This is a genomic window from Pseudomonas canadensis (genome assembly GCF_000503215.1).
Taxonomy (GTDB): Bacteria; Pseudomonadota; Gammaproteobacteria; order Pseudomonadales; family Pseudomonadaceae; genus Aquipseudomonas; species Aquipseudomonas canadensis.
This window is the reverse complement of sequence record NZ_KI628539.1, coordinates 1,007,227-1,028,501: the sequence shown is the minus strand read 5'-3', so window position 1 is coordinate 1,028,501 and position 21,275 is coordinate 1,007,227. Positions and strand designations below refer to the sequence as shown.

At 61.5% G+C, this 21,275-nt stretch carries 18 protein-coding genes; 6 read left to right on the top strand and 12 right to left on the bottom strand.

Annotation, left to right across the window (positions count from 1 at the left end; translation table 11 throughout):
• Positions 1-2 precede the first annotated feature (2 nt).
• The 5 genes from hisC to mtnA form a co-directional block, all read right to left on the bottom strand.
• Positions 3-1,115, bottom strand: a complete 1,113-nt coding sequence (hisC, locus tag U367_RS0127750) for a histidinol-phosphate transaminase (protein WP_028619471.1) — start codon at positions 1,113-1,115, stop codon at positions 3-5.
• Between the two features lie 9 nt (positions 1,116-1,124).
• Positions 1,125-2,219 (bottom strand): prephenate dehydratase, encoded by a 1,095-nt coding sequence (gene pheA / locus U367_RS0127745; protein WP_003172650.1) that lies wholly within the window; start codon positions 2,217-2,219, stop codon positions 1,125-1,127.
• On the bottom strand, positions 2,219-3,304 hold the full coding sequence (gene serC / locus U367_RS0127740; RefSeq protein ID WP_028619470.1) for a 3-phosphoserine/phosphohydroxythreonine transaminase: 1,086 nt from the start codon (positions 3,302-3,304) through the stop codon (positions 2,219-2,221). Before serC ends, pheA begins: the two co-directional genes overlap by 1 nt.
• A gap of 216 nt (positions 3,305-3,520) precedes the next feature.
• Complete coding sequence (gene gyrA / locus U367_RS0127735; RefSeq protein WP_028619469.1) at positions 3,521-6,175, bottom strand: DNA gyrase subunit A; 2,655 nt, start codon at positions 6,173-6,175, stop codon at positions 3,521-3,523.
• 303 nt (positions 6,176-6,478) lie between these two features.
• Positions 6,479-7,555, bottom strand: a complete 1,077-nt coding sequence (mtnA, locus tag U367_RS0127730) for an S-methyl-5-thioribose-1-phosphate isomerase (RefSeq protein WP_028619468.1) — start codon at positions 7,553-7,555, stop codon at positions 6,479-6,481.
• Positions 7,556-7,663: 108 nt separating this feature from the next.
• On the opposite strand from mtnA, the gene U367_RS0127725 reads away from it, so the two are divergent.
• The 4 genes from U367_RS0127725 (at position 7,664) to U367_RS0127710 (ending at position 11,331) form a co-directional block, all read left to right on the top strand.
• Positions 7,664-8,995 (top strand): TRZ/ATZ family hydrolase, encoded by a 1,332-nt coding sequence (locus U367_RS0127725; protein ID WP_028619467.1) that lies wholly within the window; start codon positions 7,664-7,666, stop codon positions 8,993-8,995.
• Positions 8,996-9,059: 64 nt separating this feature from the next.
• A complete protein-coding gene (gene ubiG / locus U367_RS0127720; protein WP_003189760.1) occupies positions 9,060-9,758 on the top strand; it encodes a bifunctional 2-polyprenyl-6-hydroxyphenol methylase/3-demethylubiquinol 3-O-methyltransferase UbiG in 699 nt (232 codons plus the stop codon).
• 4 nt (positions 9,759-9,762) lie between these two features.
• Positions 9,763-10,434 (top strand): N-acetylmuramic acid 6-phosphate phosphatase MupP, encoded by a 672-nt coding sequence (gene mupP, locus U367_RS0127715; protein ID WP_028619466.1) that lies wholly within the window; start codon positions 9,763-9,765, stop codon positions 10,432-10,434.
• A gap of 156 nt (positions 10,435-10,590) precedes the next feature.
• On the top strand, positions 10,591-11,331 hold the full coding sequence (locus U367_RS0127710) for a YciK family oxidoreductase (protein WP_028619465.1): 741 nt from the start codon (positions 10,591-10,593) through the stop codon (positions 11,329-11,331).
• 199 nt (positions 11,332-11,530) lie between these two features.
• On the opposite strand, the gene U367_RS0127705 is transcribed toward U367_RS0127710, so the two are convergent.
• Genes U367_RS0127705 through U367_RS0127680 form a run of 6 tightly spaced genes read right to left on the bottom strand, consistent with a single transcriptional unit; the run spans position 11,531 to position 17,694 of the window.
• Entirely contained in the window at positions 11,531-13,045 is a 1,515-nt protein-coding gene (locus tag U367_RS0127705; RefSeq protein ID WP_028619464.1) for an ABC transporter substrate-binding protein, read from the bottom strand.
• Positions 13,046-13,080: 35 nt separating this feature from the next.
• Entirely contained in the window at positions 13,081-14,052 is a 972-nt protein-coding gene (locus U367_RS0127700; protein ID WP_028619463.1) for an ABC transporter ATP-binding protein, read from the bottom strand.
• The gene (locus U367_RS0127695; RefSeq protein WP_028619462.1) at positions 14,049-15,005 is read right to left on the bottom strand and encodes an ABC transporter ATP-binding protein; all 957 of its coding nucleotides are present in this window, start codon (positions 15,003-15,005) and stop codon (positions 14,049-14,051) included. Before U367_RS0127695 ends, U367_RS0127700 begins: the two co-directional genes overlap by 4 nt.
• Complete coding sequence (locus U367_RS0127690) at positions 15,002-15,859, bottom strand: ABC transporter permease (protein ID WP_028619461.1); 858 nt, start codon at positions 15,857-15,859, stop codon at positions 15,002-15,004. The genes U367_RS0127695 and U367_RS0127690 overlap by 4 nt, the downstream gene beginning before the upstream one ends.
• Positions 15,856-16,803, bottom strand: coding sequence for an ABC transporter permease (locus tag U367_RS0127685; protein WP_028619460.1), 948 nt, complete (start codon positions 16,801-16,803; stop codon positions 15,856-15,858). Before U367_RS0127685 ends, U367_RS0127690 begins: the two co-directional genes overlap by 4 nt.
• A 3-nt stretch (positions 16,804-16,806) precedes the next feature.
• Positions 16,807-17,694, bottom strand: a complete 888-nt coding sequence (locus tag U367_RS0127680) for a proline iminopeptidase-family hydrolase (RefSeq protein WP_028619459.1) — start codon at positions 17,692-17,694, stop codon at positions 16,807-16,809.
• A 184-nt stretch (positions 17,695-17,878) separates the two neighbouring features.
• Here U367_RS0127680 and U367_RS0127675 point away from each other — a divergent pair, with 184 nt between their 5' ends.
• Both U367_RS0127675 and U367_RS0127670 read left to right on the top strand, forming a co-directional pair.
• Positions 17,879-18,643, top strand: a complete 765-nt coding sequence (locus tag U367_RS0127675) for a LuxR family transcriptional regulator (RefSeq protein WP_028619458.1) — start codon at positions 17,879-17,881, stop codon at positions 18,641-18,643.
• A 91-nt stretch (positions 18,644-18,734) separates the two neighbouring features.
• Positions 18,735-19,667 (top strand): proline iminopeptidase-family hydrolase, encoded by a 933-nt coding sequence (locus tag U367_RS0127670; protein WP_028619457.1) that lies wholly within the window; start codon positions 18,735-18,737, stop codon positions 19,665-19,667.
• A 43-nt stretch (positions 19,668-19,710) separates the two neighbouring features.
• Here the strand turns inward: U367_RS0127670 and U367_RS0127665 are convergent, their stop codons facing one another.
• Entirely contained in the window at positions 19,711-21,213 is a 1,503-nt protein-coding gene (locus U367_RS0127665; protein ID WP_028619456.1) for a nucleobase:cation symporter-2 family protein, read from the bottom strand.
• Between the last annotated feature and the right edge of the window lie 62 nt (positions 21,214-21,275).

Sequence of the window (21,275 nt, the reverse complement as noted above, 5' to 3'; positions counted from 1 at the left end):
CATCAACCACGGGCCAGAACCTTGGCCAGCGCCTCCAGGAAGCGGGCGTTTTCTGCCGGCAGGCCGATGGTGATGCGCAGGTGGTTCGGCATGCCGTAGTTGGCGGTCGGACGCACGATCACGCCTTCGCGCAACAGGCCCTGGAACACCGGCGCAGCTACTTGGCCGAGGTCGACACAAATGAAGTTGCCCTTGGACGGAATCCAACCCAGGCCCAACTCACGGAAGCCTTCCTGCAGTTGCAACATGCCGCTTTCGTTGATGCGACGACCTTCTTCCAGGTACTCGGCATCCTTCACCGCCGCACAGGCCGCCGCCAGGGCGAGGCTGTTGACGTTGAACGGCTGGCGCACACGGTTCAGCACATCGGCAACTACAGCGGTGGACAGGCCATAGCCGACCCGCAGCGACGCCAGGCCATACGCCTTGGAGAACGTACGCGAGACCAGCAGGTTCGGGTACGCCGCCAGGTAATCCAGGCCGTTCGGCAAATCACTGCCTTCGGCGTATTCGATGTAGGCCTCGTCCAGCACAACCAGCACGTGTTCCGGCACGTCTTGCAGGAAGTCATTCAGCGCTTGCGCGTCGAACCAGGTGCCGGTCGGGTTGTTCGGATTGGCGATAAACACCACGCGGGTCTGGGCGTCGATCGCCGCCAGCATCGCTGGCAGGTCGTGACCCCAATCCTTCGCAGGAACAACGCGCGCATCAGCACCGACCGCCTGGGTCACGATCGGATAGACCGCAAACGCGTGCTCGCTGAACACCGCATTCAAGCCTGGGGCCAGGTACGCACGACCCACCAGCTCAAGAATGTCGTTGGAGCCATTGCCCAAGGTGACCTGGTTCAACTCGACCCGGCACTTTTGCGCCAACAGCGACTTGAGGGCAAAACCGTTGCCATCGGGGTAGCGGGTCAGCTCAGCCAGCTCTTCACGAATCGCCGCCAACACTTTAGGGCTCGGACCCAGCGGGTTTTCGTTGCTGGCCAGCTTGACGATGTTCGCCGGATCCAGGTTCAACTCACGCGCCAACTCGTCCACAGGCTTGCCCGGAACGTAAGGCGACAGTTGTTGCACGCCCGGCTGAGCCAGGGCGAGGAAGTTGCCACTCATGTTAAAGCCTCACAAAACCGCTTTCGGGTAAGAGCCCAGCACTTTGAGTGCCACGGCCTCCTGACTGATTTTCTCCAGCACACCTTTGACCAGCGGGTCGCGGTGGTGGCCGATGAAGTCGATAAAGAACACGTAAGTCCATTTACCGCTGCGCGAAGGACGAGTCTCGATGCGCGTCAGGTCAATCCCGTTGTCGTGGAACGGCACCAGCAGCTCATGCAGCGCGCCGGGCTTGTTGCTCATGGAGACGATGATGGACGTCTTGTCGTCGCCCGTTGGCGGCACTTCCTGGCTGCCGATCATCAGGAAACGCGTGGAGTTGTCCGGGCGATCCTCGATTTTCTCGGCCAGGCGCGTCAGGCCATACAGGCCCGCTGCCATATCACCGGCGATGGCCGCCGAGTTCCACTCACCCTTGACCCGCTTGGCCGCCTCGGCATTGCTGGAGACCGCTACGCGCTCGACATTCGGGTAATGCGCGTCCAGCCACTTGCGGCACTGGGCCAGGGACTGGGCGTGGGAGTAGATACGGCTGATGCTGTCGGTCTTGGTGTTCTCGCCCACCAACAGGTGATGGTGGATACGCAGCTCGACTTCGCCGCAGATCACCATGTCATGTTCGAGGAAGCTGTCCAGCGTGTGGTTGACCGCACCTTCGGTGGAGTTTTCCACCGGCACCACGCCAAAGTTCACCGCACCGGCCGCCACTTCACGGAACACTTCGTCGATCGCCGCCATTGGCTTGCTGATCACCGCGTGGCCGAAGTGCTTCATGGCCGCCGCTTGGGTAAAAGTACCCTCAGGACCGAGGTAAGCCACTTTCAGCGGCTGCTCCAGGGCCAGGCACGAAGACATGATTTCACGGAACAACCGCGCCATCTCTTCGTTGCCCAGCGGGCCTTTATTGCGCTCCATGACACGCTTGAGCACCTGGGCTTCACGCTCCGGACGGTAGAACACCGGCACTTCGCCTTCAGCCAGGGACGCCATCTTGACCCGTGCCACTTCCTGGGCGCACCGCGCGCGCTCGCTGATCAGTTCCAGGACTTTCTCGTCCAGGCTGTCAATGCGTACGCGCAGCGCCTTGAGTTCTTGCTCAGACATTAGCCGTGTTCCTTTTCGAACTCCGCCATGTAGGCAACCAGCGCGTTGATCGCGTGGATGTCGACGGCGTTGTAAATGGACGCGCGCATGCCACCGACCGAACGGTGACCCTTGAGGTTCAGCAGCCCACGCTCGTCGGCACCTGCCAGGAATGGCTTGTCCAGACGGTCGTCAGCCAGCCGGAACGGCACGTTCATCCACGAGCGGTCCGTCAGATTGATCGGGTTGCTGTACAGGCCGCTGGCGTCGATGAAGTCGTACAGGGTGCGCTTCTTCTCTTCATTCAGCTTGCCCATGGCGGCGACGCCGCCCTGCTCCTTCAGCCACTCGAAGACCAGGCCGGACAGGTACCAGGCGAACGCCGGCGGGGTGTTGTACATCGAGCCGTTATCGGCCGCGACCTTGTAGTTGAGCATGGTCGGGCACAGCGAACGGGCGCGACCGAGCAGATCTTCACGGATGATGTTGACCAGGATGCCGCTCGGACCGATGTTCTTCTGCGCGCCGGCGTAGATCATGCCGTATTTGGACACATCGATAGGACGCGAGAGGATGTCCGAGGACATGTCGCACACCAGCGGCACGTCACCCACTTCCGGCACCCAGTCAAACTCCAGGCCGCCGATGGTTTCGTTGGCAACGTAGTGAACGTAGGCAGCGTCCTTCGACAGCTTCCACTCGTTCTGACCGGGAATGGCGAAGTAGTCGTAAGGCTTGGCGGTACCCGCGACGTTCACGTGACCGTAACGGGAAGCCTCTTCAATGGCCTTCTGGCCCCAGATGCCCGTGTCGATATAGTCAGCCGTGCCGTCTTCCGGCAGCAGGTTCAGCGGGATCTGGGCGAACTGCTGGCTGGCGCCGCCCTGCAGGAACAGCACTTTGTAGTTGGATGGGATGTCCAGCAAGTCGCGCAGATCCTGCTCGGCCTTGGTGGCGATGGACACGAACTCATCGCTGCGATGGCTCATTTCCATCACGGAGAGGCCTTTTCCATGCCAGTCGAGGAGTTCACCCTGCGCACGCTGCAGGACTGCTTCAGGAAGCGCCGCGGGACCGGCACAGAAGTTATAGGCTCTCTTGCTCACATCCAATCTCACTCTGATCTGGTGGGGCTGCAATCATGTTCGGTAACGCTCTGTTTCCGGAGCGGACCGTTGTGGGAGCTGGCTTGCCTGCGATACAGGCGCCTCGGTACGTCAGTGATACCGTGGTGATGCCATCGCAGGCAAGCCAGCTTCCACATGTTTCAAAGGGGACAAACAACAAGGGGGCGAATCTTCATCCGCCCCCTGTGTGTCCGCTTATTCCTGCGGTTCTTCTTCGTCTGCGGCAGCATCGAGGGTGGGCTCGTCGACGTTGTCATCGCCGGCTGCGATCACCTCGCCGTCAAACTCCTCACCTTCCAGCTCCTCGCCTTCGACTTCCGACGGCTCCTGGACACGCTCCAGGCCGACCAGTTTCTCGTCCTTGGCCAGCTTGATCAGGGTCACGCCCTGGGTGTTACGGCCCAGGCTCGACACTTCGGCCACACGGGTACGTACCAGGGTGCCCTGGTCGGAAATCAGCATGATTTCCTCGCCGTCGAGCACCTGGACCGCGCCGACCAGACGGCCATTGCGGTCGTTGCTGACCATGGCGATCACGCCCTGGCCGCCACGCTTGTACTCCGGGAACTCGCTGATGGCTGTACGCTTGCCATAACCACGCTCGGAAGCGGTGAGGATCTGGCTGCCTTCTTCCGGGATCAGCATCGAAATCAGCTTCTGCCCTTCCGGCAGGCGCATGCCGCGCACACCGCGAGCGGTACGGCCCATGGCGCGAACGTCGGATTCCTTGAAGCGCGTGACCTTGCCGCCGTCGGAGAACAGCATGACTTCACGCTCGCCATCAGTGATGGCAGCGGAGATCAGTACGTCACCCTCGTCCAGCTCCAGGGCGATCAGGCCCACACTGCGCTGACGGCTGAAGGATTCCAGCGGGGTCTTCTTCACGGTGCCTTTGGCGGTAGCCATGAAGATGAAGTGACCTTCGGTGTATTCCTCGACCGGCAGCATGGTGGTGATGTACTCATCACTGTCCAGCGGCAGCAGGTTGACCAGCGGACGACCACGGGCAGCGCGGGACGCTTCCGGGATCTCGTAGGTTTTCAGCCAGTACACCTTGCCCTTGCTGGAGAACAGCAGGAGCGTGGTGTGGCTGTTGGCGACCAGCAGGTGAGCGATGTAGTCCTCGTCCTTCACGCCGGTAGCCGATTTACCTTTACCGCCACGGCGCTGGGCCTGGTACGCAGCCAATGGCTGGGTCTTGGCATAACCGCCGTGGGAGATGGTCACCACGCGCTCTTCTTCCGGGATCATGTCACCCAGGGTCAGGTCGAGGCGGGCATCAAGGATCTCGGTGCGACGCACGTCGCCGTATTCGGCGCGGATCACTTCCAGTTCTTCGCGGATCACTTCCATCAGGCGCACGGCGCTGCTGAGGATGCGGATCAACTCGCCGATCTGGTTGAGAATCTCTTGGTACTCGGCCAGCAGCTTTTCGTGCTCCAGGCCGGTCAGGCGGTGCAGGCGCAGCTCCAGGATGGCCTGGGCTTGCTCTGGCGACAGGAAGTACTTGCCTTCGCGCAGACCGTATTGCGGGTCCAGGGTCTCTGGACGGCACGAATCGGCGCCGGCACGTTCAACCATGGCCACCACGGCGCTGGATTCCCAAGGCGTGCTGATCAGCGCTTCCTTGGCTTCCGACGGGGTTGGCGAAGCCTTGATCAAGGCGATAACCGGGTCGATATTCGACAACGCCACAGCCTGACCTTCCAGGATGTGCCCACGCTCGCGGGCCTTGCGCAGTTCGAACACGGTACGGCGGGTGACCACTTCGCGGCGGTGACGGACGAAGGCTTCCAGCAGATCCTTGAGGTTCAGGATGCGCGGGCGGCCGTCGATCAGCGCAACCACGTTGATACCAAACACGCTTTGCAACTGGGTCTGGGCGTAGAGGTTGTTGAGGATCACCTCAGGCACTTCGCCACGACGCAGCTCGATCACCACGCGCATACCGTCTTTGTCGGACTCGTCGCGCAGCTCGGTAATGCCTTCGAGCTTCTTCTCTTTAACCAGCTCAGCGATCTTTTCGATCAGACGCGCTTTGTTCAACTGGTACGGGAGTTCGGTGATGACGATCTGCTGACGGCCACCGACCTTGTCGATGTCTTCGATTATCGAGCGGGCGCGCATGTAAATGCGGCCACGACCGGTGCGGTAGGCTTCGATGATGCCGGCGCGACCGTTGATGATCGCAGCGGTCGGGAAGTCCGGGCCCGGGATGTATTGCATCAGCTCGTCGACGGTCAGCTCGGGGTTGTCGATGAGCGCCAGGCAACCGTCGATGACTTCACCGAGGTTGTGCGGCGGGATATTGGTCGCCATGCCCACGGCGATACCGCTGGAACCGTTGACCAGCAGGTTGGGGATCTTGGTCGGCATGACCGCCGGGATCATTTCGGTGCCGTCGTAGTTCGGCACCCAGTCCACGGTTTCTTTATGCAGGTCGGCCAGCAGCTCGTGCGCCAGCTTGGTCATGCGCACTTCGGTGTATCGCATGGCCGCGGCGTTGTCGCCGTCGACCGAACCGAAGTTACCCTGGCCGTCTACCAGCAGGTAGCGCAGGGAAAACGGCTGGGCCATCCGAACGATGGTGTCGTACACCGCAGTGTCGCCGTGGGGGTGATACTTACCGATCACGTCACCGACAACACGGGCAGATTTCTTGTACGGCTTGTTCCAGTCGTTACCCAGCTCGCTCATCGCGAACAGCACACGCCGGTGCACGGGCTTCAAGCCATCGCGCGCATCAGGCAGTGCCCGACCGACAATTACGCTCATCGCGTAGTCGAGGTAGGACTGTTTCAGCTCGTCTTCGATATTGACCGGGAGGATTTCTTTGGCCAGTTCGCCCATGAGAAGCCTGATTCCTTTTTCGGGTGAAACCTCGTCACATCCATATGGGACGAACGAAGCTCGCCGCTGCCGGCAGAGTGCCTGACAACGACTTACGACAAATCAACGAGTTATGACACGGATCTGCACGTTATAGGCCACCCCTCGGGGCAACCCTGGAAACCGCCGGATGTTATCACAATCGCCGCCACGCACCTATCCCCCTGATGCGCATGGAGCATAGTAAGTTGACGGGTGACAGGCTTGAGGGCGACGAGAGGGGCTCAGAGCTGGATCCATGCCCGTTTTCAGGGGCAAATTGGCTTAATGCAGGCGCTTACGGCACATCAACTTGGCCAGCTTGGCGGTGTCCGGCCGCTCGACCACGCCTTTTTCGGTCACGATCACGTCGATCAGGTCGGCCGGAGTCACGTCAAACACCGGATTGTAGGCGCTCACATCGGCTGCGAAACGCTGGCCGGCGACTTCCAGCAACTCGCCGGTATCGCGCTCTTCCAGGGCGACATCATCGCCAGTGGCCATCATCAGGTCCAAGGTCGAACTCGGCGCCACCACCATGAAGCGCACGCCGTGGTGCATTGCACACACGGCCAACTGGTAAGTGCCGATCTTGCTGATCACATCGCCATTGGCGGCAATGCAATCGGCGCCGACGATCACCCAGGTCACGCCTTTGGTCTTGAGGATGTGCGCGCCGGCCGAGTCGGCATTCACCGTCACCGGGATGCCCTCGCCCGCCAGCTCCCAGGCGGTCAGCCGCGAACCTTGCAGCCAGGGCCGGGTTTCATTGGCGTAGACCTGCTCGACCATGCCTTCCAGATAGGCCGCACGAATCACCCCGAGCGCCGTACCGACACCGCCGGTCGCCAGGGCGCCTGCGTTGCCGTGAGTGAGGATGGCCTGGGCATTGCCCTGGTGCTTGCGGATCAGCTCGACACCCAACTGCGCCATGGTGAGGTTGGCTTCGCGATCACTTTCATGGATGGCAATCGCTTCCGCCTCCAGCACCGCCAGCGGATCGGCGTGTTTTTTGACGCGGTCCAGGCGGTCGCGCATGCGTTTCAACGCCCAGAACAGATTCGACGCGGTGGGTCGGGTATCGGCCAGCAGTGCATAGTCTTCTTCCCATGCGGCCTGCCAGTCACCACCCTCGGCGATGCGCTCACGGGCGGCCAGCACCAAGCCATAGGCGGCACTGATGCCAATGGCCGGCGCACCGCGCACCACCATCGAACGAATGGCGGCCGCCACTTCATCGACCGTCACGCAGGCCACCCAGCTTTCCCGGGACGGCAAGGCACGCTGATCGAGCAGGTACAGCGCGCCATCACGCCAATCGATGGCCTTCACTTTCTCGGCTGCCAACAGTCGATCGCGCATCCCTTACTCCGCACTCATAAACAAAGCCGCCGATTATAGCGATCCGCCAGCCAGGACGCTCGGGTATACTTCGCCCTTCTTTTATAGCTGCCTGGGAAGAAGCCTGCGATGACTGCCACTGCCGCCCCGCTCGACTTATTGTTGCTGCCAACCTGGCTGGTACCGGTCGAACCCGCTGGCGTGGTGCTCAAGGAGCACGGTCTGGGCATCCGCGACGGGCGCATTGCGTTTATCGGCCCACGGGCCGCAGCGCTGAAGCTTTCAGCCAACGAAGTGCGCGAACTGCCCGGCATGCTGCTCAGCCCCGGCCTGATCAACGCCCACGGGCACGCGGCAATGAGCCTGTTCCGGGGCCTGGCCGACGACCTGCCGCTGATGACCTGGCTGGAAAAACATATCTGGCCCGCCGAGGCCAAGTGGGTCGACGAAGCCTTCGTACGCGACGGCACCGACCTTGCCATCGCCGAACAGCTCAAGGGCGGCATCACCTGCTTCTCCGACATGTATTTCTACCCCAAGGTCGCCAGTGACTGCGTGCACAACAGTGGCATGCGCGCGCAGATTGCGATCCCGATCCTAGACTTTCCGATCCCCGGCGCCAGCACGCCCGACGAGGCGATTCGCCAGGGCGTCGAGCTATTCGGCGACCTTAAGCACCACCCGCGCATCAAGATTACCTTCGGCCCCCACGCGCCCTACACCGTGTGCGATGACAACCTGGAGAAAATCCGCGTGATCGCCGAAGAGCTGGACGCCGCGATCCACATGCATGTTCACGAAACCGCCTTTGAAGTACAGCAAGCGGTCGAGCAGACTGGCGAACGGCCATTAGCGCGCCTGGGTCGCCTCGGGCTCTTGGGCCCGCGCTTCCAGGCCGTTCATATGACCCAAATCAGCGAGGATGATCTGGCTTTGCTGGTAGAAAGCAACACCAGCATCATTCACTGCCCGGAATCCAACCTGAAACTGGCCAGCGGCTTTTGCCCGGTGGAGCGGCTGTGGCAGGCTGGCGTGAACGTGGCCATCGGCACCGATGGCGCCGCCAGCAACAATGACCTCGATCTGCTGGGCGAAACCCGCACCGCAGCGATGCTGGCCAAGGCTGTCGCCGGTTCGGCCACCGCGCTGGATGCCCATCGCGCCCTGCGCATGGCCACCCTCAACGGTGCACGGGCCATGGGCCTGGAAAGCGAGATCGGCTCGCTGGAGGTCGGCAAGGCGGCGGATATCGTCGCCTTCGATCTGTCGGGGCTGGCGCAACAACCGATCTACGATCCGGTCTCGCAGCTTATATATGCCACCGGACGCGATTGTGTGAAACACCTTTGGGTCGCCGGCAAGCAGTTGCTCGACGACCGGCAATTGACCCGCATGGATGAACAACAGTTGACCGCCACGGCCATCGCCTGGGGCCAACGCATCAGCGGGCACAACGAATAACGAAGGTTTTGAACCCCTGGGTTCAGGACTGACCAAACGATTTATCAGGTTTAGAGGATTCACCATGAGCAACGTCGACCACGCCGAAATCGCCAAGTTTGAAGCCCTGGCCCACCGCTGGTGGGACCGCGAGAGCGAATTCAAGCCGCTGCACGATATCAACCCGCTGCGGGTCAACTGGATTGACGAGCGCGTCAACCTGGCCGGCAAGAAGGTGTTGGACGTGGGTTGCGGCGGCGGCATCCTCAGCGAAGCCATGGCCCAGCGCGGCGCGACCGTGATGGGCATCGACATGGGCGAAGCGCCCTTGGCCGTGGCCCAACTGCATCAACTGGAATCCGGCGTGAGCGTGGAATACCGCCAGATCACCGCCGAAGCCCTGGCCGAAGAAATGCCCGAGCAGTTTGACGTGGTCACCTGCCTGGAAATGCTCGAACACGTACCGGACCCGTCCTCGGTGATCCGCGCGTGCTTCCGCATGGTCAAGCCCGGCGGCCAAGTGTTCTTCTCCACCATCAACCGCAACCCCAAGGCCTACCTGTTCGCGATCATCGGCGCCGAATACATCATGAAGCTGCTGCCGCGCGGCACCCATGACTTCAAGAAATTCATCCGCCCGTCCGAGCTGGGCGCGTGGAGCCGCCAGGCCGGGCTGACCGTCAAGGACATCATCGGCCTGACCTACAACCCGCTGACCAAGCACTACAAGCTGGCCAACGACGTTGACGTCAACTACATGATCCAAACCCTGCGCGAGGAGTGAGCCTGTGAAGTTGCGAGCGGTTCTCTTCGACATGGACGGTACCCTGCTGGATACCGCTCCAGACTTTATCGCCATCTGCCAGGCCATGCGCGCCGACCGCGGCCTGGGGCCGATCAACCCCCAGCACATCCGCGATGAAATTTCCGGCGGTGCGAAGGCGATGGTGGCCGTGACCTTTTCCATGGACCCGGAATCCCCAGGCTTCGAGGAGCTGCGCCAAGAGTTTCTCGAGCGCTACCTCAAAGGGTGCGCGGTCCACAGCAAACTGTTCGACGGCATGGCCGAGCTGCTGGAGGACATCGAGAAGTCCAAGCTGGTCTGGGGCGTGGTCACCAACAAGCCACTGCGCTTTGCCGAACCGATCATGCAGCAACTGGGCCTGGCCGAGCGCTCGGCGCTGCTGATCTGCCCCGATCATGTGAAGAACAGCAAGCCGGACCCGGAGCCGATGATCCTGGCGTGCAAGATGCTCGACCTGGACCCGGCCAGCGTGCTGTTCGTGGGCGACGACCTGCGCGATATCGAGTCCGGCCGCGACGCCGGCACGCGCACTGCAGCGGTCACCTACGGCTACATCCACCCGGACGACAATCCGCGCCATTGGGGCGCCGATGTGGTGGTGGATCACCCGCTGGAACTGCGCAAGGTGCTGGATAACGCACTGTGCAGTTGCTGATGGTTCGCTCCCCTCTGTAGGAGCGAGCTTGCTCGCGAAGAACCCGAGATCGCCGCGTTGATCCAGATACCCCGCGTTATCGTTGACGTTTTTCGCGAGCGAGCTCGCTCCTACAAGGGGTGCTTGGATTTTCTGTGAATTCTGTCGAGGTTGTTTATGTTTGATTACTCCGCACGTCCAGAACTGCTCAAAGGCCGGGTGATCCTGGTGACCGGCGCCGGTCGCGGGATTGGCGCGGCGGCGGCGAAAACCTACGCCGCCCATGGCGCCACCGTGCTGTTGCTGGGCAAGACCGAAGCCAACCTGGCCCAGGTGTATGACGAAATCGAAGCAGCCGGCCAGCCGCAACCGGTGGTGATTCCGTTCAACCTGGAGACCGCCCTGCCCCATCAATACGATGAGCTGGCCGCGATGATCGAAAAGGAATTCGGCCACCTCGACGGCCTGCTGCACAACGCCTCGATCATCGGCCCACGCACGCCGATCGAGCAGTTGTCCGGTGACAATTTCATGCGGGTGATGCACGTGAACGTCAACGCGATGTTCATGTTGACCAGCACGCTGTTGCCGCTGCTCAAATTGTCCCAGGATGCGTCGGTGGTGTTCACCTCCAGCAGTGTCGGGCGCAAGGGTCGGGCTTACTGGGGCGCTTATGGCGTGTCGAAGTTTGCGACCGAAGGCTTGATGCAAACCTTGGCCGATGAGCTTGAGGATGTGGCAGCGGTTCGCTCCAACAGCATCAATCCAGGTGGCACGCGCACCAGCATGCGCGCCCAGGCGTATCCCGGGGAAAACCCGATGGAGCGGCCTGCTCCGGAAGAGATCATGCCGGTGTACCTGTACCTGATGGGGCCGGACAGTACCGGCATCAACGGCCAGGCGTTCGACGCGCAATAGGCCCTGAACACCGCGAAGCCACTGTGGAAGCGGGCTTTTGTGGTGAGCGGGCTTGCCCCGCGCTGGGCTGCGAAGCGGCCCTAAAATCTGACACCGCGGTCTTTCTGTTAGATCGCGGTGACTCTATGGGGCCGCTTCGCAGCCCAACGCGGGGCAAGCCCGCTCACCACAGGTCTCGTCCCACATCAGGTGCGCAGGGTTAGTTTTTCACCACTTCTTCGAGGGTGAAACGGCCCAGCGGGTTTTGCAGGAAGTTGCTCACGTTCTTGCGTGAGATGTTGATGTACGGGCTGTAGTACAAGTCGATCCAGTTTACGTCCTGTTTCGCCAGCTTCTGCAGTTCCACATACATCTGCTCACGCTTGACCGGGTCCGCCTCGATGCGCGCTTGCGCCACCAATGCCTTGACCTTGTCGTTCTTGTAACGGGTCATGTAGTTCTGGTTGGTGTCATGGCCCAGCACGAAGGTGGTCTTCTGGTCCGGGTCGAGGATGTCGTTGGTCCAGTACATCACCGAAATATCGTACTCACCGTCCACCAGCATCTGCCAGCTCTGGGTCGGGTCGACCTTTTGCAGGTTGGCGGTCACGCCGACCTTGGCCAATTGGTCCTTGATGATCACCGCAATCTGCTCGTCGGCTTCGTTGCCGGCGTTGACCACGTAGTTGAGCTTCAAGTCCTTGGCACCGGCCTGTTCCAGCAGCTTCTTCGCAGCGGTCGGGTCATACGGACGTTGCAGGTTGTTGGCGTAGTGGTACAACGAGCCCTTTGGAATGTAGGAATAAGCCACGGTGCCTTGACCGTAAGTGGCGGTCTTCACCAGCGATTGTTTGTCGATGGCCATGTCCAGCGCCTGACGCACTTCCGGCTTGGCCAGCAGACCGTGATCGTGGTTGATCAGCAGGTGATCTTCACGGGTGGAGGGGTCGGCGTGGATCACCACGTTCTTGTCTTTCTTCAGCTCTTCAACCCGCGAGAAGGGTACGAAGATCGCCGTGTCCAGCTCATTGTTCTGCACCATGCGCATGCGCGTGTTGTCGTCGGTCACGGAGACCCACTCCACGCCATCCAGGCTCACGTTCTTGGCCTGCCAGAAGTTCGGGTTCTTCTTCAGAATCACCCGATCACCCTTGCGCCACTCGTCCACGGTAAACGCGCCGGAAGTCACCGGATTTTCCGAGTAGGCGTCTTCGCCCATTTTGGTCATGGCTTTTTCCGACAGGATCGACACCGTCGGCGACGCCAACTGCGAGAGGAAGGCTACCGCCGGGGTCTTCAGCGTGACCACCAGGGTTTTCGGGTCCGACGCCTTGGCCGTGTTGATCAGGTTGAACGGATCAGCCCACAGCGAAGCCTTGTTGTCGCGGATGCGCAACAGGCTGAACGCGGCATCGTCAGCGGTGATCGCCGAGCCATCAGAGAACTTCGCATCACGCAGTTTGAAGGTGTAGGTCAGGCCATCCTTGGAAATGTCCCAGCTTTCGGCCAGGCCCGGCTCCATCTTGGTGCCCAGGTTGTCGACACGTACCAGGGTGTCGTAGACGTTGGCGAATACCCAAGTGTCGCGGTTTTGCGCGCTTTTGATCGGGTCGAACGTGGTGCTGTCTTCACGGCAGCCGATGGTCAGGACGCCGGCGGCGTGTGCCAACCCGGCAGTGAGGGACCATGCGGTCAATGTGGCGGCGGCGAGCAACTTCAAGTGGCGCGATTGCATGTCATAACTCCTTGTTCATGAATGGCAGGGAAGGGTCAAAGCAAAGGTTCTTCAAGCACGCAACTGTACCGATGCTCGTGCAGGAAATGCGTCGGCGGCAACACCACGGAACACAAGGCTCGGGCATGCCGGCAACGCGGGTGAAAGGCACAGCCTGTAGGCAAATTCAGCGGGCTCGGTGGTTCACCCGGCAAGGGTTCGGTAGGCAATGGCCGATGGGGATCGATCTCGGGAATCGCCTGGATCAACGCCGCCGTGTACGGGTGACGTGGCGCCGTAAAGACCGCTTCTACCGGGCCTTCCTCGACGATCTTGCCCAGGTACATCACCGCCACACGGTCACACAGGCGGCGCACGATGGCCAGGTCATGGGCGATGAACAGGATCGCCAGGTTCATGCGCTGTTGCAGTTCCAGCAACAGGTTGATGATCTGGCCCTGGATCGACACGTCCAGCGCCGCCACACACTCATCGGCGATGATCAGCCGAGGCTCCACCGCCAGCGCTCGGGCGATGCCAACGCGCTGGCACTGGCCGCCGCTGAGGGAGCCGGGTTTGCGGCTGGCCAGTTCGGGGCGCAGGCCGACCAGGTCGAGCAGTTCATTCACCCGCGCGGGGATCTGCTCCGGCGTGACCTTGCGCTGCACCCGCAATACTTCGGCAATGGTTTCGCCGATAGTGTGGCGAGGGTTCAGCGCGGCATACGGGTCCTGGAAGATCATTGCGGTTTCATGGCGCAGGCGGGTGATGTCGATGGTGCTGCCATGGGCCATGTCGATGCCATCAAACAACACCTGCCCGGCGCTGATCGGGTTGAGGTGCAAAATGGCGCGGCCCAAGGTGCTTTTACCGCTACCGGACTCGCCCACCAACCCCAGGGTTTCACCCGCCGCCAGGTTCAGCGACACACCGTTCACCGCCCTGACCCACTGTTTGTTCAAGCCGAACAAACCCGTGCCGGACGCGGCAAACTTCACCTCAAGGTCCTTGATCTGCAACAGACTCATGGGTGCACTCCCAACGGGTAATGACAGGCGACTCGCGCGCCTTCCGGCAGCACCTCGGTGCACAAGGCGCCTACCTGCGGGCAACGCGGGTTGAACCGGCAACCGGCAGGCAATGCGTCCAGCAACGGCGGTTGTCCGGGAATCGTGCGCAGCAAGGCGTGGCCACTGCTGTGGGCGGGCTGGCAGTCGATCAGGCCAGCGGTGTAGGGATGTTGCGGGTGGGCTAGCAGCTCATATTTGCTGCCGTGCTCACACAGGCGCCCGGCGTACATCACGGCGATGGCGTCGCAGGTTTGCGCGACCACGCCGAGGTCGTGGGTAATCATGATGATCGACAGACCCCGCTGGTCGCGCAATTCCAGCAACAGCCGCAGGATCTGCGCCTGCACCGTCACATCCAGGGCGGTGGTGGGTTCGTCGGCGATCAGCACTTTCGGGTTGCAGCCCAGGGCGACGGCGATCATCGCGCGCTGGCGCATGCCGCCGGAAAACTCGTGAGGGTAATTGTCGACTCGGGCCTGGGGATCAGGGATGCCCACTTGGCGCAGCACGTCGATGGCTTGCAGCCGCGCGTCTTTTTTCGAGGCGCCTTGGTGCAGGCGAATACCCTCAGCAATCTGTTCACCGACGCGCATCAATGGGTCGAGGTGGCTGCTGGGGTTCTGGAAGATCATGCCTAACTGACCGCCGCGCACGGCACGCATACCGGCGTCATCCAGTGACAAAAGATCCTGGCCAGCCAGCCTTACGGCACCGCCGTGAACCCGCAAATTGGGGGAAGGCAATAAACGCATCAGGCCGCGACAGGCCATGGTCTTGCCCGAGCCGCTTTCACCGACCAGGCCGAGGATTTCGCCTTCGGCCAAATCGAAGGACACGCGATCGACCAGGGTCACATCACGCCCGGTGTTGTTGGCGATCACACTGAGGTCGCGCACTTGCAACAGGCTCATGAGCGATCCCCCAACACTTGCGCCACGCCATCAGCGAGCAGGCTGAAACCCATGGCCAAGGTCACGATGGCCAGGCCCGGAAAGGTGCAGATCCACCAAGCGGTGGTAATGAAGGCCTGCCCTTCGGCCACCATCGTGCCCCACTCGGCGGTCGGCGGTTGCACGCCCAGGCCCAGGTAACTCACGGCGGCGCCATTGAGCAGCACCAACACCGCGTCCGACATGGAAAACACGATGGAGCCGAACATCGCATTGGGCAGCAGGTGCCGGAACAGAATCCGCCCATGGCCAAAGCCCAGGCTCTTGGCGGCCAACGCAAAGTCGCTTTCCTTGAGCACCAGGATCTGCGAGCGGATCAGCCGCGCATATGACACCCAGCCCACCAGCGCCATGGCGATGTAGAAGCTCTTCAGGCCCGGCCCGAGGATGGCCATGATCGCCAGCATCAACACCAGGAACGGGAATGCCAGGATCACATCGATCACGCGCATGCAGACACTGTCGAAACGACCGCCAATGTAGCCCGAGACGGCACCGATAAACGTGCCGATCATGAATGGGAAGATCACCCCGACGATGGCCAGTTGCAGGTCAATGCGCGCCCCCCAGATCACCCTCGAAAGGATGTCCCTTCCGTAGTTATCCGTACCAAATGGATGAGCCATGCTGGGCCCGAGCAAACTGAAATCCGTGTTCTGCGCAATCGGGTCATAAGGCGCGATCCACGGCGCAAACAGCGCAAGCACCAGCCACGCCAGCAGAATCAACAAGCCCCACGCAGCCGTCAGCCGGCCATTGCGAAAGCCGAAGCGCAGGCGCAAACGCCAAGGAGCAATCAACGGACGGCTGCTCATTGCATCTTCACCCGGGGGTCAAGGGCCACCGTCACGACGTCAGCGATGAAGTTGACGATCACCGTCGCGCAGGCCAGCACCATGGCCACGCCCTGCACCACCATGTAATCGCGGGTAAAGATCCCGCGCACCAGCAGTTGGCCGATGCCGGGGATGGCGAACAGGCTTTCGATCACCACGGTGCCGCTGATCAGCCAGCCGATGTTCACCGCCAGCAGGTTGACCGCCGGCACCAGGGAGTTGGGCAACACATGGCGACGAAACACCGCCGCTTCTGACAGCCCACGGGCGCGAGCGGCGGTGACATGGTCAGCCTGCAACTCCATCAACATGCTCGCCCGCAGGTTGCGCACCAGCACCGCCGACAACGCCAGGGCTATCGTCAGGCATGGCAGCACCATGTGATGCGCCTTGTCCAGCCAGGTGCGGCCGTAACCGGACACGGGAAACAAGCCCCACTGCACGCTCAGCAACAGGATCAGCATCAAGCCCAGCCAGAACGCCGGCATGCCCAGGCCAACCGTGGTAAACACGCGGATCAGGTTGTCCGCCCAGCCGCCCTTGTTGCGGGCGGCCAGCGTCGCCAGCGGCAACGCGATCAGCAGCGCCAGCACCACGCTGCCCAGCACCAAGACCAACGTGGGTTCAATGCGCGTGACGATCAGCTTGAGGGCGTCGACCTTGTACAGCAGCGATTGGCCGAGGTCGCCCTTGAGCAGGTTCTTCAGGAAGTAGAAATATTGCAGCCATAACGGCTGGTCGAGGCCGTACCGGGCGCGGATCTTCAGCAAGGCGTCGGGCGTGCTGCGCGAGCCCAGCAGCGCGCGCGCCGGGTCGCCGGGAATCGAGCGCACCAGCACAAAGGTGATCAGGCTGATGCCAAACAGCACCGGCAGCAATTGCAGCGGCCGGGACAGCACAAAACGGTAGCGCGCCAGGTTCATCCGTCAGCCTCGATGACGAGCGAGAAAGTCCAGCAGCACCGGGAAATATGCCTGGGGTTCTTCATAGAACGGCATATGGCTGCTGTTGGGGAAGACGTGCAGTTCGGCGTGCCGGGCCGCGAGTTTCATGCGCATGGCGCAGGCGGGGGTGAGTTCGTCGTGCTGGCCGGTGGTGATCAGGATCGGCATCTTGAACTCGGCCATCTCGGGGATGCGGTTCCAGTCCTTGAGGTTGCCGATGTAGAGGAATTCGTTGGGGCCCTGCATGGTCTCGTAGGGGCCCATGTTCCAGTCGCCAAGGGACCGCTTGACCGGCTCGGGCCATTCGTCGAGGCGGCACACGTGGCGGTAGTTGAGCAAGGTGATCGCGGCCTGGTATTGCGGGTGGTCGAGGGTGCCCATGGCCTCGTGGCGCTGCATCATGGCCACGGTTTCGCTGCCGAGGGCGCCACGCAGGCGCTCCAGCTCCTGGGACAGGTGCGGAATGTCGCCCACGGTGTTTTCGAGGATCAGGCTTTTCAGGGCGTCGGGGTAATGGATGGCGTATTCGATGCCGAGCCAGCCGCCCCAGGAATGCCCGAGCAAATGCACGCGGCCCAGGCCCAGGGTCTGGCGCACGGTTTCGACTTCTTCGACATAACGGCGGATTTCCCACAGGGAAATATCGGTGGGTCTGGCTGATGCGCCCGTGCCAAGCTGGTCGAATGCAACCACTCGCAGGTTATGGTCCTTGAGCCAGCCATGGGCGTCGCGCAAGTAGTCACACGGCAGGCCCGGCCCGCCGTTGAGGCACAGCAGCACCTCATCGCCTTCGCCGAAGCTGTAGACCACGAGGTTATGGCCGTCGACTTGCACGTTGTACTGCTGGTCGGGGGCAATTTCACGCCACATGCATACATTCCTTGTGTAGTGTCGGCCTGGCAGGTAGCGGGCCGCTGATCAGGCCAACACTACCGAGGATGCCGCGCGTCCATAACCTAGCATTTCTTATAGGTTTGGCCTGGCAGTCCTTCGCCGGGGCGTGGCATTCTACTTGCAGCAAGTCGAGATTCAAATGAATTCGGGAGCAGAACGGATGCTGGCCAAGCTGACTGCCTTAAATCACCGTCTGATGCCGGGCAGGAGCCTGGACGAGCAGATGGATAACACCTTTGTCCTCGCCCAACAGTTGGGCTTCGATGCACTGGTGTATGACTACACCCCGGTGCCGATCGACCAGGATGGTGCATTGATCACTCCTTCGGTGCTGGAACTGCGCAACACCCCGCCGGACTGGCACACCTTGTGGTGCAGCGAAGGGTTCTACCAGATCGATCCGGTGCAACACCTGGCCCTGAGTACGGTGTCACCGTTCGTATGGTCCTACGACGTCAAGGCCGATACTCCCCTGCAAAAGATCATCGATCCCTGCCATGCGCCGGTTTCGTCCTACCTGCACGACCAGCAATTGACCTGCGGCGTCAGCGTGCCGATCCACCTGCCCCGCGGTGGCTTCGCCTCGCTGACCGGCCTGCGTACCGGCAAGGCCCGCAGTGTGTTGCAGGATGCGCAGCAGACCTTGTCGGACTTCAGCCTGATTTCCCACGCCTTGCAGGAAGCGGCCTACCCGCTGTTCAGCAAAGAGCTACGCACTTACCCGCATATTCACCTGACCAAACGTGAACGCGAGTGCCTCAAATGGGCCGCCGACGGCCTGACCGCCGCCGAAATCGCCACGCAATTGAGCCGCTCACTGGCCGTGGTCACCCTGCACCTGGCCTCGGCGATGCACAAGCTGGGGGCCAAGAACCGCGTCCAGGCGGTGGTGCGCGCCACCCATTACCGCCTGCTCGAAGACTGACCGGCGGGAAAACCTAGCTGTTTTGCTAGTTACTTAAATTTCTGCCACGCATTATCGTGTCCCTGATCCTTTTTTCAGAGCAGGGTACGAAATGGAATTCATCGAAAAAATCCGCGAAGGGTATGCGGCGTTTGGCGCCTACCAAACCTGGTACCGCGTCACCGGTGACTTGTCGAGCGGTCGCACGCCCCTGGTGGTTATCCACGGCGGCCCCGGATGCACCCATGATTATGTTGACGCGTTCAAGGACGTCGCCGCCAGCGGTCACGCCGTGATCCACTACGACCAGTTGGGCAACGGCCGCTCCACCCATCTGCCCGACAAAGACCCGTCCTTCTGGACCGTGGGCCTGTTCCTCGAAGAACTCAACAACCTGCTGGACCATCTGGAGATCAGCGATAACTACGCTATCCTCGGCCAATCCTGGGGCGGCATGCTCGGCAGTGAACACGCGATCCTGCAACCCAAGGGCCTGCGTGCCTTTATCCCCGCCAACTCGCCGACGTGCATGCGCACCTGGGTCAGCGAAGCCAACCGCCTGCGCAAATTGTTGCCGGAAGGTGTGCATGAAACCCTGCTCAAGCACGAAGCCGTCGGCAACTATCAGGACCCGGAATACCTCGCCGCGTCGCGGGTGTTCTATGACCATCACGTGTGCCGGGTCATCCCGTGGCCGGAAGAAGTGGCGCGCACCTTCGCCCAGGTCGATTCAGACCCAACCGTGTACCACGCCATGAGCGGCCCGACTGAATTCCATGTGATTGGTAGCTTGAAGGACTGGAAATCCACCGGGCGCCTGTCGGCGATCAACGTGCCGACGCTGGTGATCTCCGGCCGGCACGACGAGGCGACACCGCTGGTGGTCAAGCCGTTCCTGGATGAAATCGCTGATGTGCGCTGGGCACTGTTTGAAGACTCCAGCCACATGCCCCATGTGGAAGAACGCCAGGCGTGCATGGGGACTGTGGTGAAGTTTTTGGATGAGGTGTGTTCCGTGCATTACAAGGAACGCAAGGCCAGCTGACCCCAATGTAGGAGCCGGCTTGCCGGCTCCTACAGGGGTAGCGTTAGACTTCGGAGGTCTCAGGCTTGGTTGTTTTCCTCGGGACATCCGCCACCAGCGGGATCTCCCTCCCTTCGGCATCAAACAACTTGCCGCCCTTGAAGTAATCCCCATCACGCAGCTCCGACACATCACGGAAGCACAGGCTGCGCTCGGTCCCCGCCACAAACACCGACTGCTGGTCCGAGTTACCGGCGGTGAAATGGTTGAATGCCAGGTTCAGCAAAATCGCCATGATTGCCGACGAACTGATCCCCGAGTGGAAGATGGTCGCAAACCAGCTCGGGAAGTGATCGTAGAAGCTTGGCGCGGCAATCGGGATCATGCCAAAACCGATGGAAGTGGCCACGATGATCAGGTTCATGTTGTTGCGGTAATCCACCTTCGACAGTGTGCGAATGCCACTGGCCGCCACCGTACCAAACAGCACAATCCCGGCCCCGCCCAGCACGGAGGTCGGCACTGCCGCGATCACCCTGCCCATGAAAGGCAACAAGCCGAGAATCACTAGGAACAACCCACCGGTAGCCACCACGAAGCGGCTCTTTACTCCGGTAACCGCCACCAGGCCGACGTTTTGGGCAAAGGCGCTTTGGGTGAATGAACCGAAGATCGGCGCAAACATGCTCGACAGCATGTCGGCGCGCAGGCCGTTGCCCAGGCGTTTGGAGTCGACCTTGGTATCGATGATCTCGCCTACGGCCAGGATGTCCGCCGAGGTCTCGACCAGGGTCACCATCACCACGATGCACATGGAGATGATCGCGGCAACGTGGAAGGTTGGCATGCCGAAATGGAATGGCGTGGGGAAACCGAACATTGGCCCCTGGGTCACGCCGGAGAAGTCGGCCATGCCGAGGAACACCGCAATCACCGTGCCGATGACCATCGCCAGCAAAATCGACAGTCGCGAGATGGTTGCGCTGCCGATCTTGCTCAGCAGCAACACCAGCACCAGGGTCAGCGCAGCCAGGCCGATGTTGGACATGCTGCCGAAATCCGCCGCGCGACTGTTGCCACCCATGGCCCAGCGCGCCGCAACGGGCATCAGCGTCAGGCCGATGGTCGTGATCACAATGCCCGTCACCAGCGGCGGGAAAAACTTGGTGATCCGTGAAAACACCGGGGTTATCAGCAACCCGATAAACGACGCGGCCATCACCGCCCCGAGAATCGCCGGTACCCCGCCGGCGCCATCACTGCCGACAATCGCCACCATGGTTGCCACACCGGCAAACGACACGCCCTGCACCAGCGGCAACTGACAGCCAAAAAACGGTAGACCCAAGGTCTGCAACAGCGTGGCCAAGCCACCGGCAAACAGCGACGCAGCGATCAGCAGGCCGATATCCGCCGGGGACAACCCGGCCGCCTGGCCGACAATCAAGGGGACCGCAACAATGCCGCCATACATCGTGAGCACATGCTGCAGGCCGTAAGCCATGTTGGCGGCGACGCCGAGATTCTCATCTTCTGGCCGCTGCGGTGACGCCTTCGGGATAGTCATGGTGAGGGGTTCTCTGTTTTTGTTGTGCGGCCACTGTATGCAATGTTTGGTCTGGATGTCCA

What these genes read in the sequence shown, in the direction of transcription:
- hisC (WP_028619471.1), bottom strand. Translation starts at nt 1,115, where the DNA reads ATGAGTGGCAACTTCCTCGCCCTGGCTCAGCCGGGCGTGCAACAACTG.
- pheA (WP_003172650.1), bottom strand. Translation starts at nt 2,219, where the DNA reads ATGTCTGAGCAAGAACTCAAGGCGCTGCGCGTACGCATTGACAGCCTG.
- gyrA (WP_028619469.1), bottom strand. Translation starts at nt 6,175, where the DNA reads ATGGGCGAACTGGCCAAAGAAATCCTCCCGGTCAATATCGAAGACGAG.
- mtnA (WP_028619468.1), bottom strand. Translation starts at nt 7,555, where the DNA reads ATGCGCGATCGACTGTTGGCAGCCGAGAAAGTGAAGGCCATCGATTGG.
- U367_RS0127725 (WP_028619467.1), top strand. Translation starts at nt 7,664, where the DNA reads ATGACTGCCACTGCCGCCCCGCTCGACTTATTGTTGCTGCCAACCTGG.
- ubiG (WP_003189760.1), top strand. Translation starts at nt 9,060, where the DNA reads ATGAGCAACGTCGACCACGCCGAAATCGCCAAGTTTGAAGCCCTGGCC.
- U367_RS0127710 (WP_028619465.1), top strand. Translation starts at nt 10,591, where the DNA reads ATGTTTGATTACTCCGCACGTCCAGAACTGCTCAAAGGCCGGGTGATC.
- U367_RS0127705 (WP_028619464.1), bottom strand. Translation starts at nt 13,045, where the DNA reads ATGCAATCGCGCCACTTGAAGTTGCTCGCCGCCGCCACATTGACCGCA.
- U367_RS0127700 (WP_028619463.1), bottom strand. Translation starts at nt 14,052, where the DNA reads ATGAGTCTGTTGCAGATCAAGGACCTTGAGGTGAAGTTTGCCGCGTCC.
- U367_RS0127695 (WP_028619462.1), bottom strand. Translation starts at nt 15,005, where the DNA reads ATGAGCCTGTTGCAAGTGCGCGACCTCAGTGTGATCGCCAACAACACC.
- U367_RS0127690 (WP_028619461.1), bottom strand. Translation starts at nt 15,859, where the DNA reads ATGAGCAGCCGTCCGTTGATTGCTCCTTGGCGTTTGCGCCTGCGCTTC.
- U367_RS0127685 (WP_028619460.1), bottom strand. Translation starts at nt 16,803, where the DNA reads ATGAACCTGGCGCGCTACCGTTTTGTGCTGTCCCGGCCGCTGCAATTG.
- U367_RS0127680 (WP_028619459.1), bottom strand. Translation starts at nt 17,694, where the DNA reads ATGTGGCGTGAAATTGCCCCCGACCAGCAGTACAACGTGCAAGTCGAC.
- U367_RS0127675 (WP_028619458.1), top strand. Translation starts at nt 17,879, where the DNA reads ATGCTGGCCAAGCTGACTGCCTTAAATCACCGTCTGATGCCGGGCAGG.
- U367_RS0127670 (WP_028619457.1), top strand. Translation starts at nt 18,735, where the DNA reads ATGGAATTCATCGAAAAAATCCGCGAAGGGTATGCGGCGTTTGGCGCC.
- U367_RS0127665 (WP_028619456.1), bottom strand. Translation starts at nt 21,213, where the DNA reads ATGACTATCCCGAAGGCGTCACCGCAGCGGCCAGAAGATGAGAATCTC.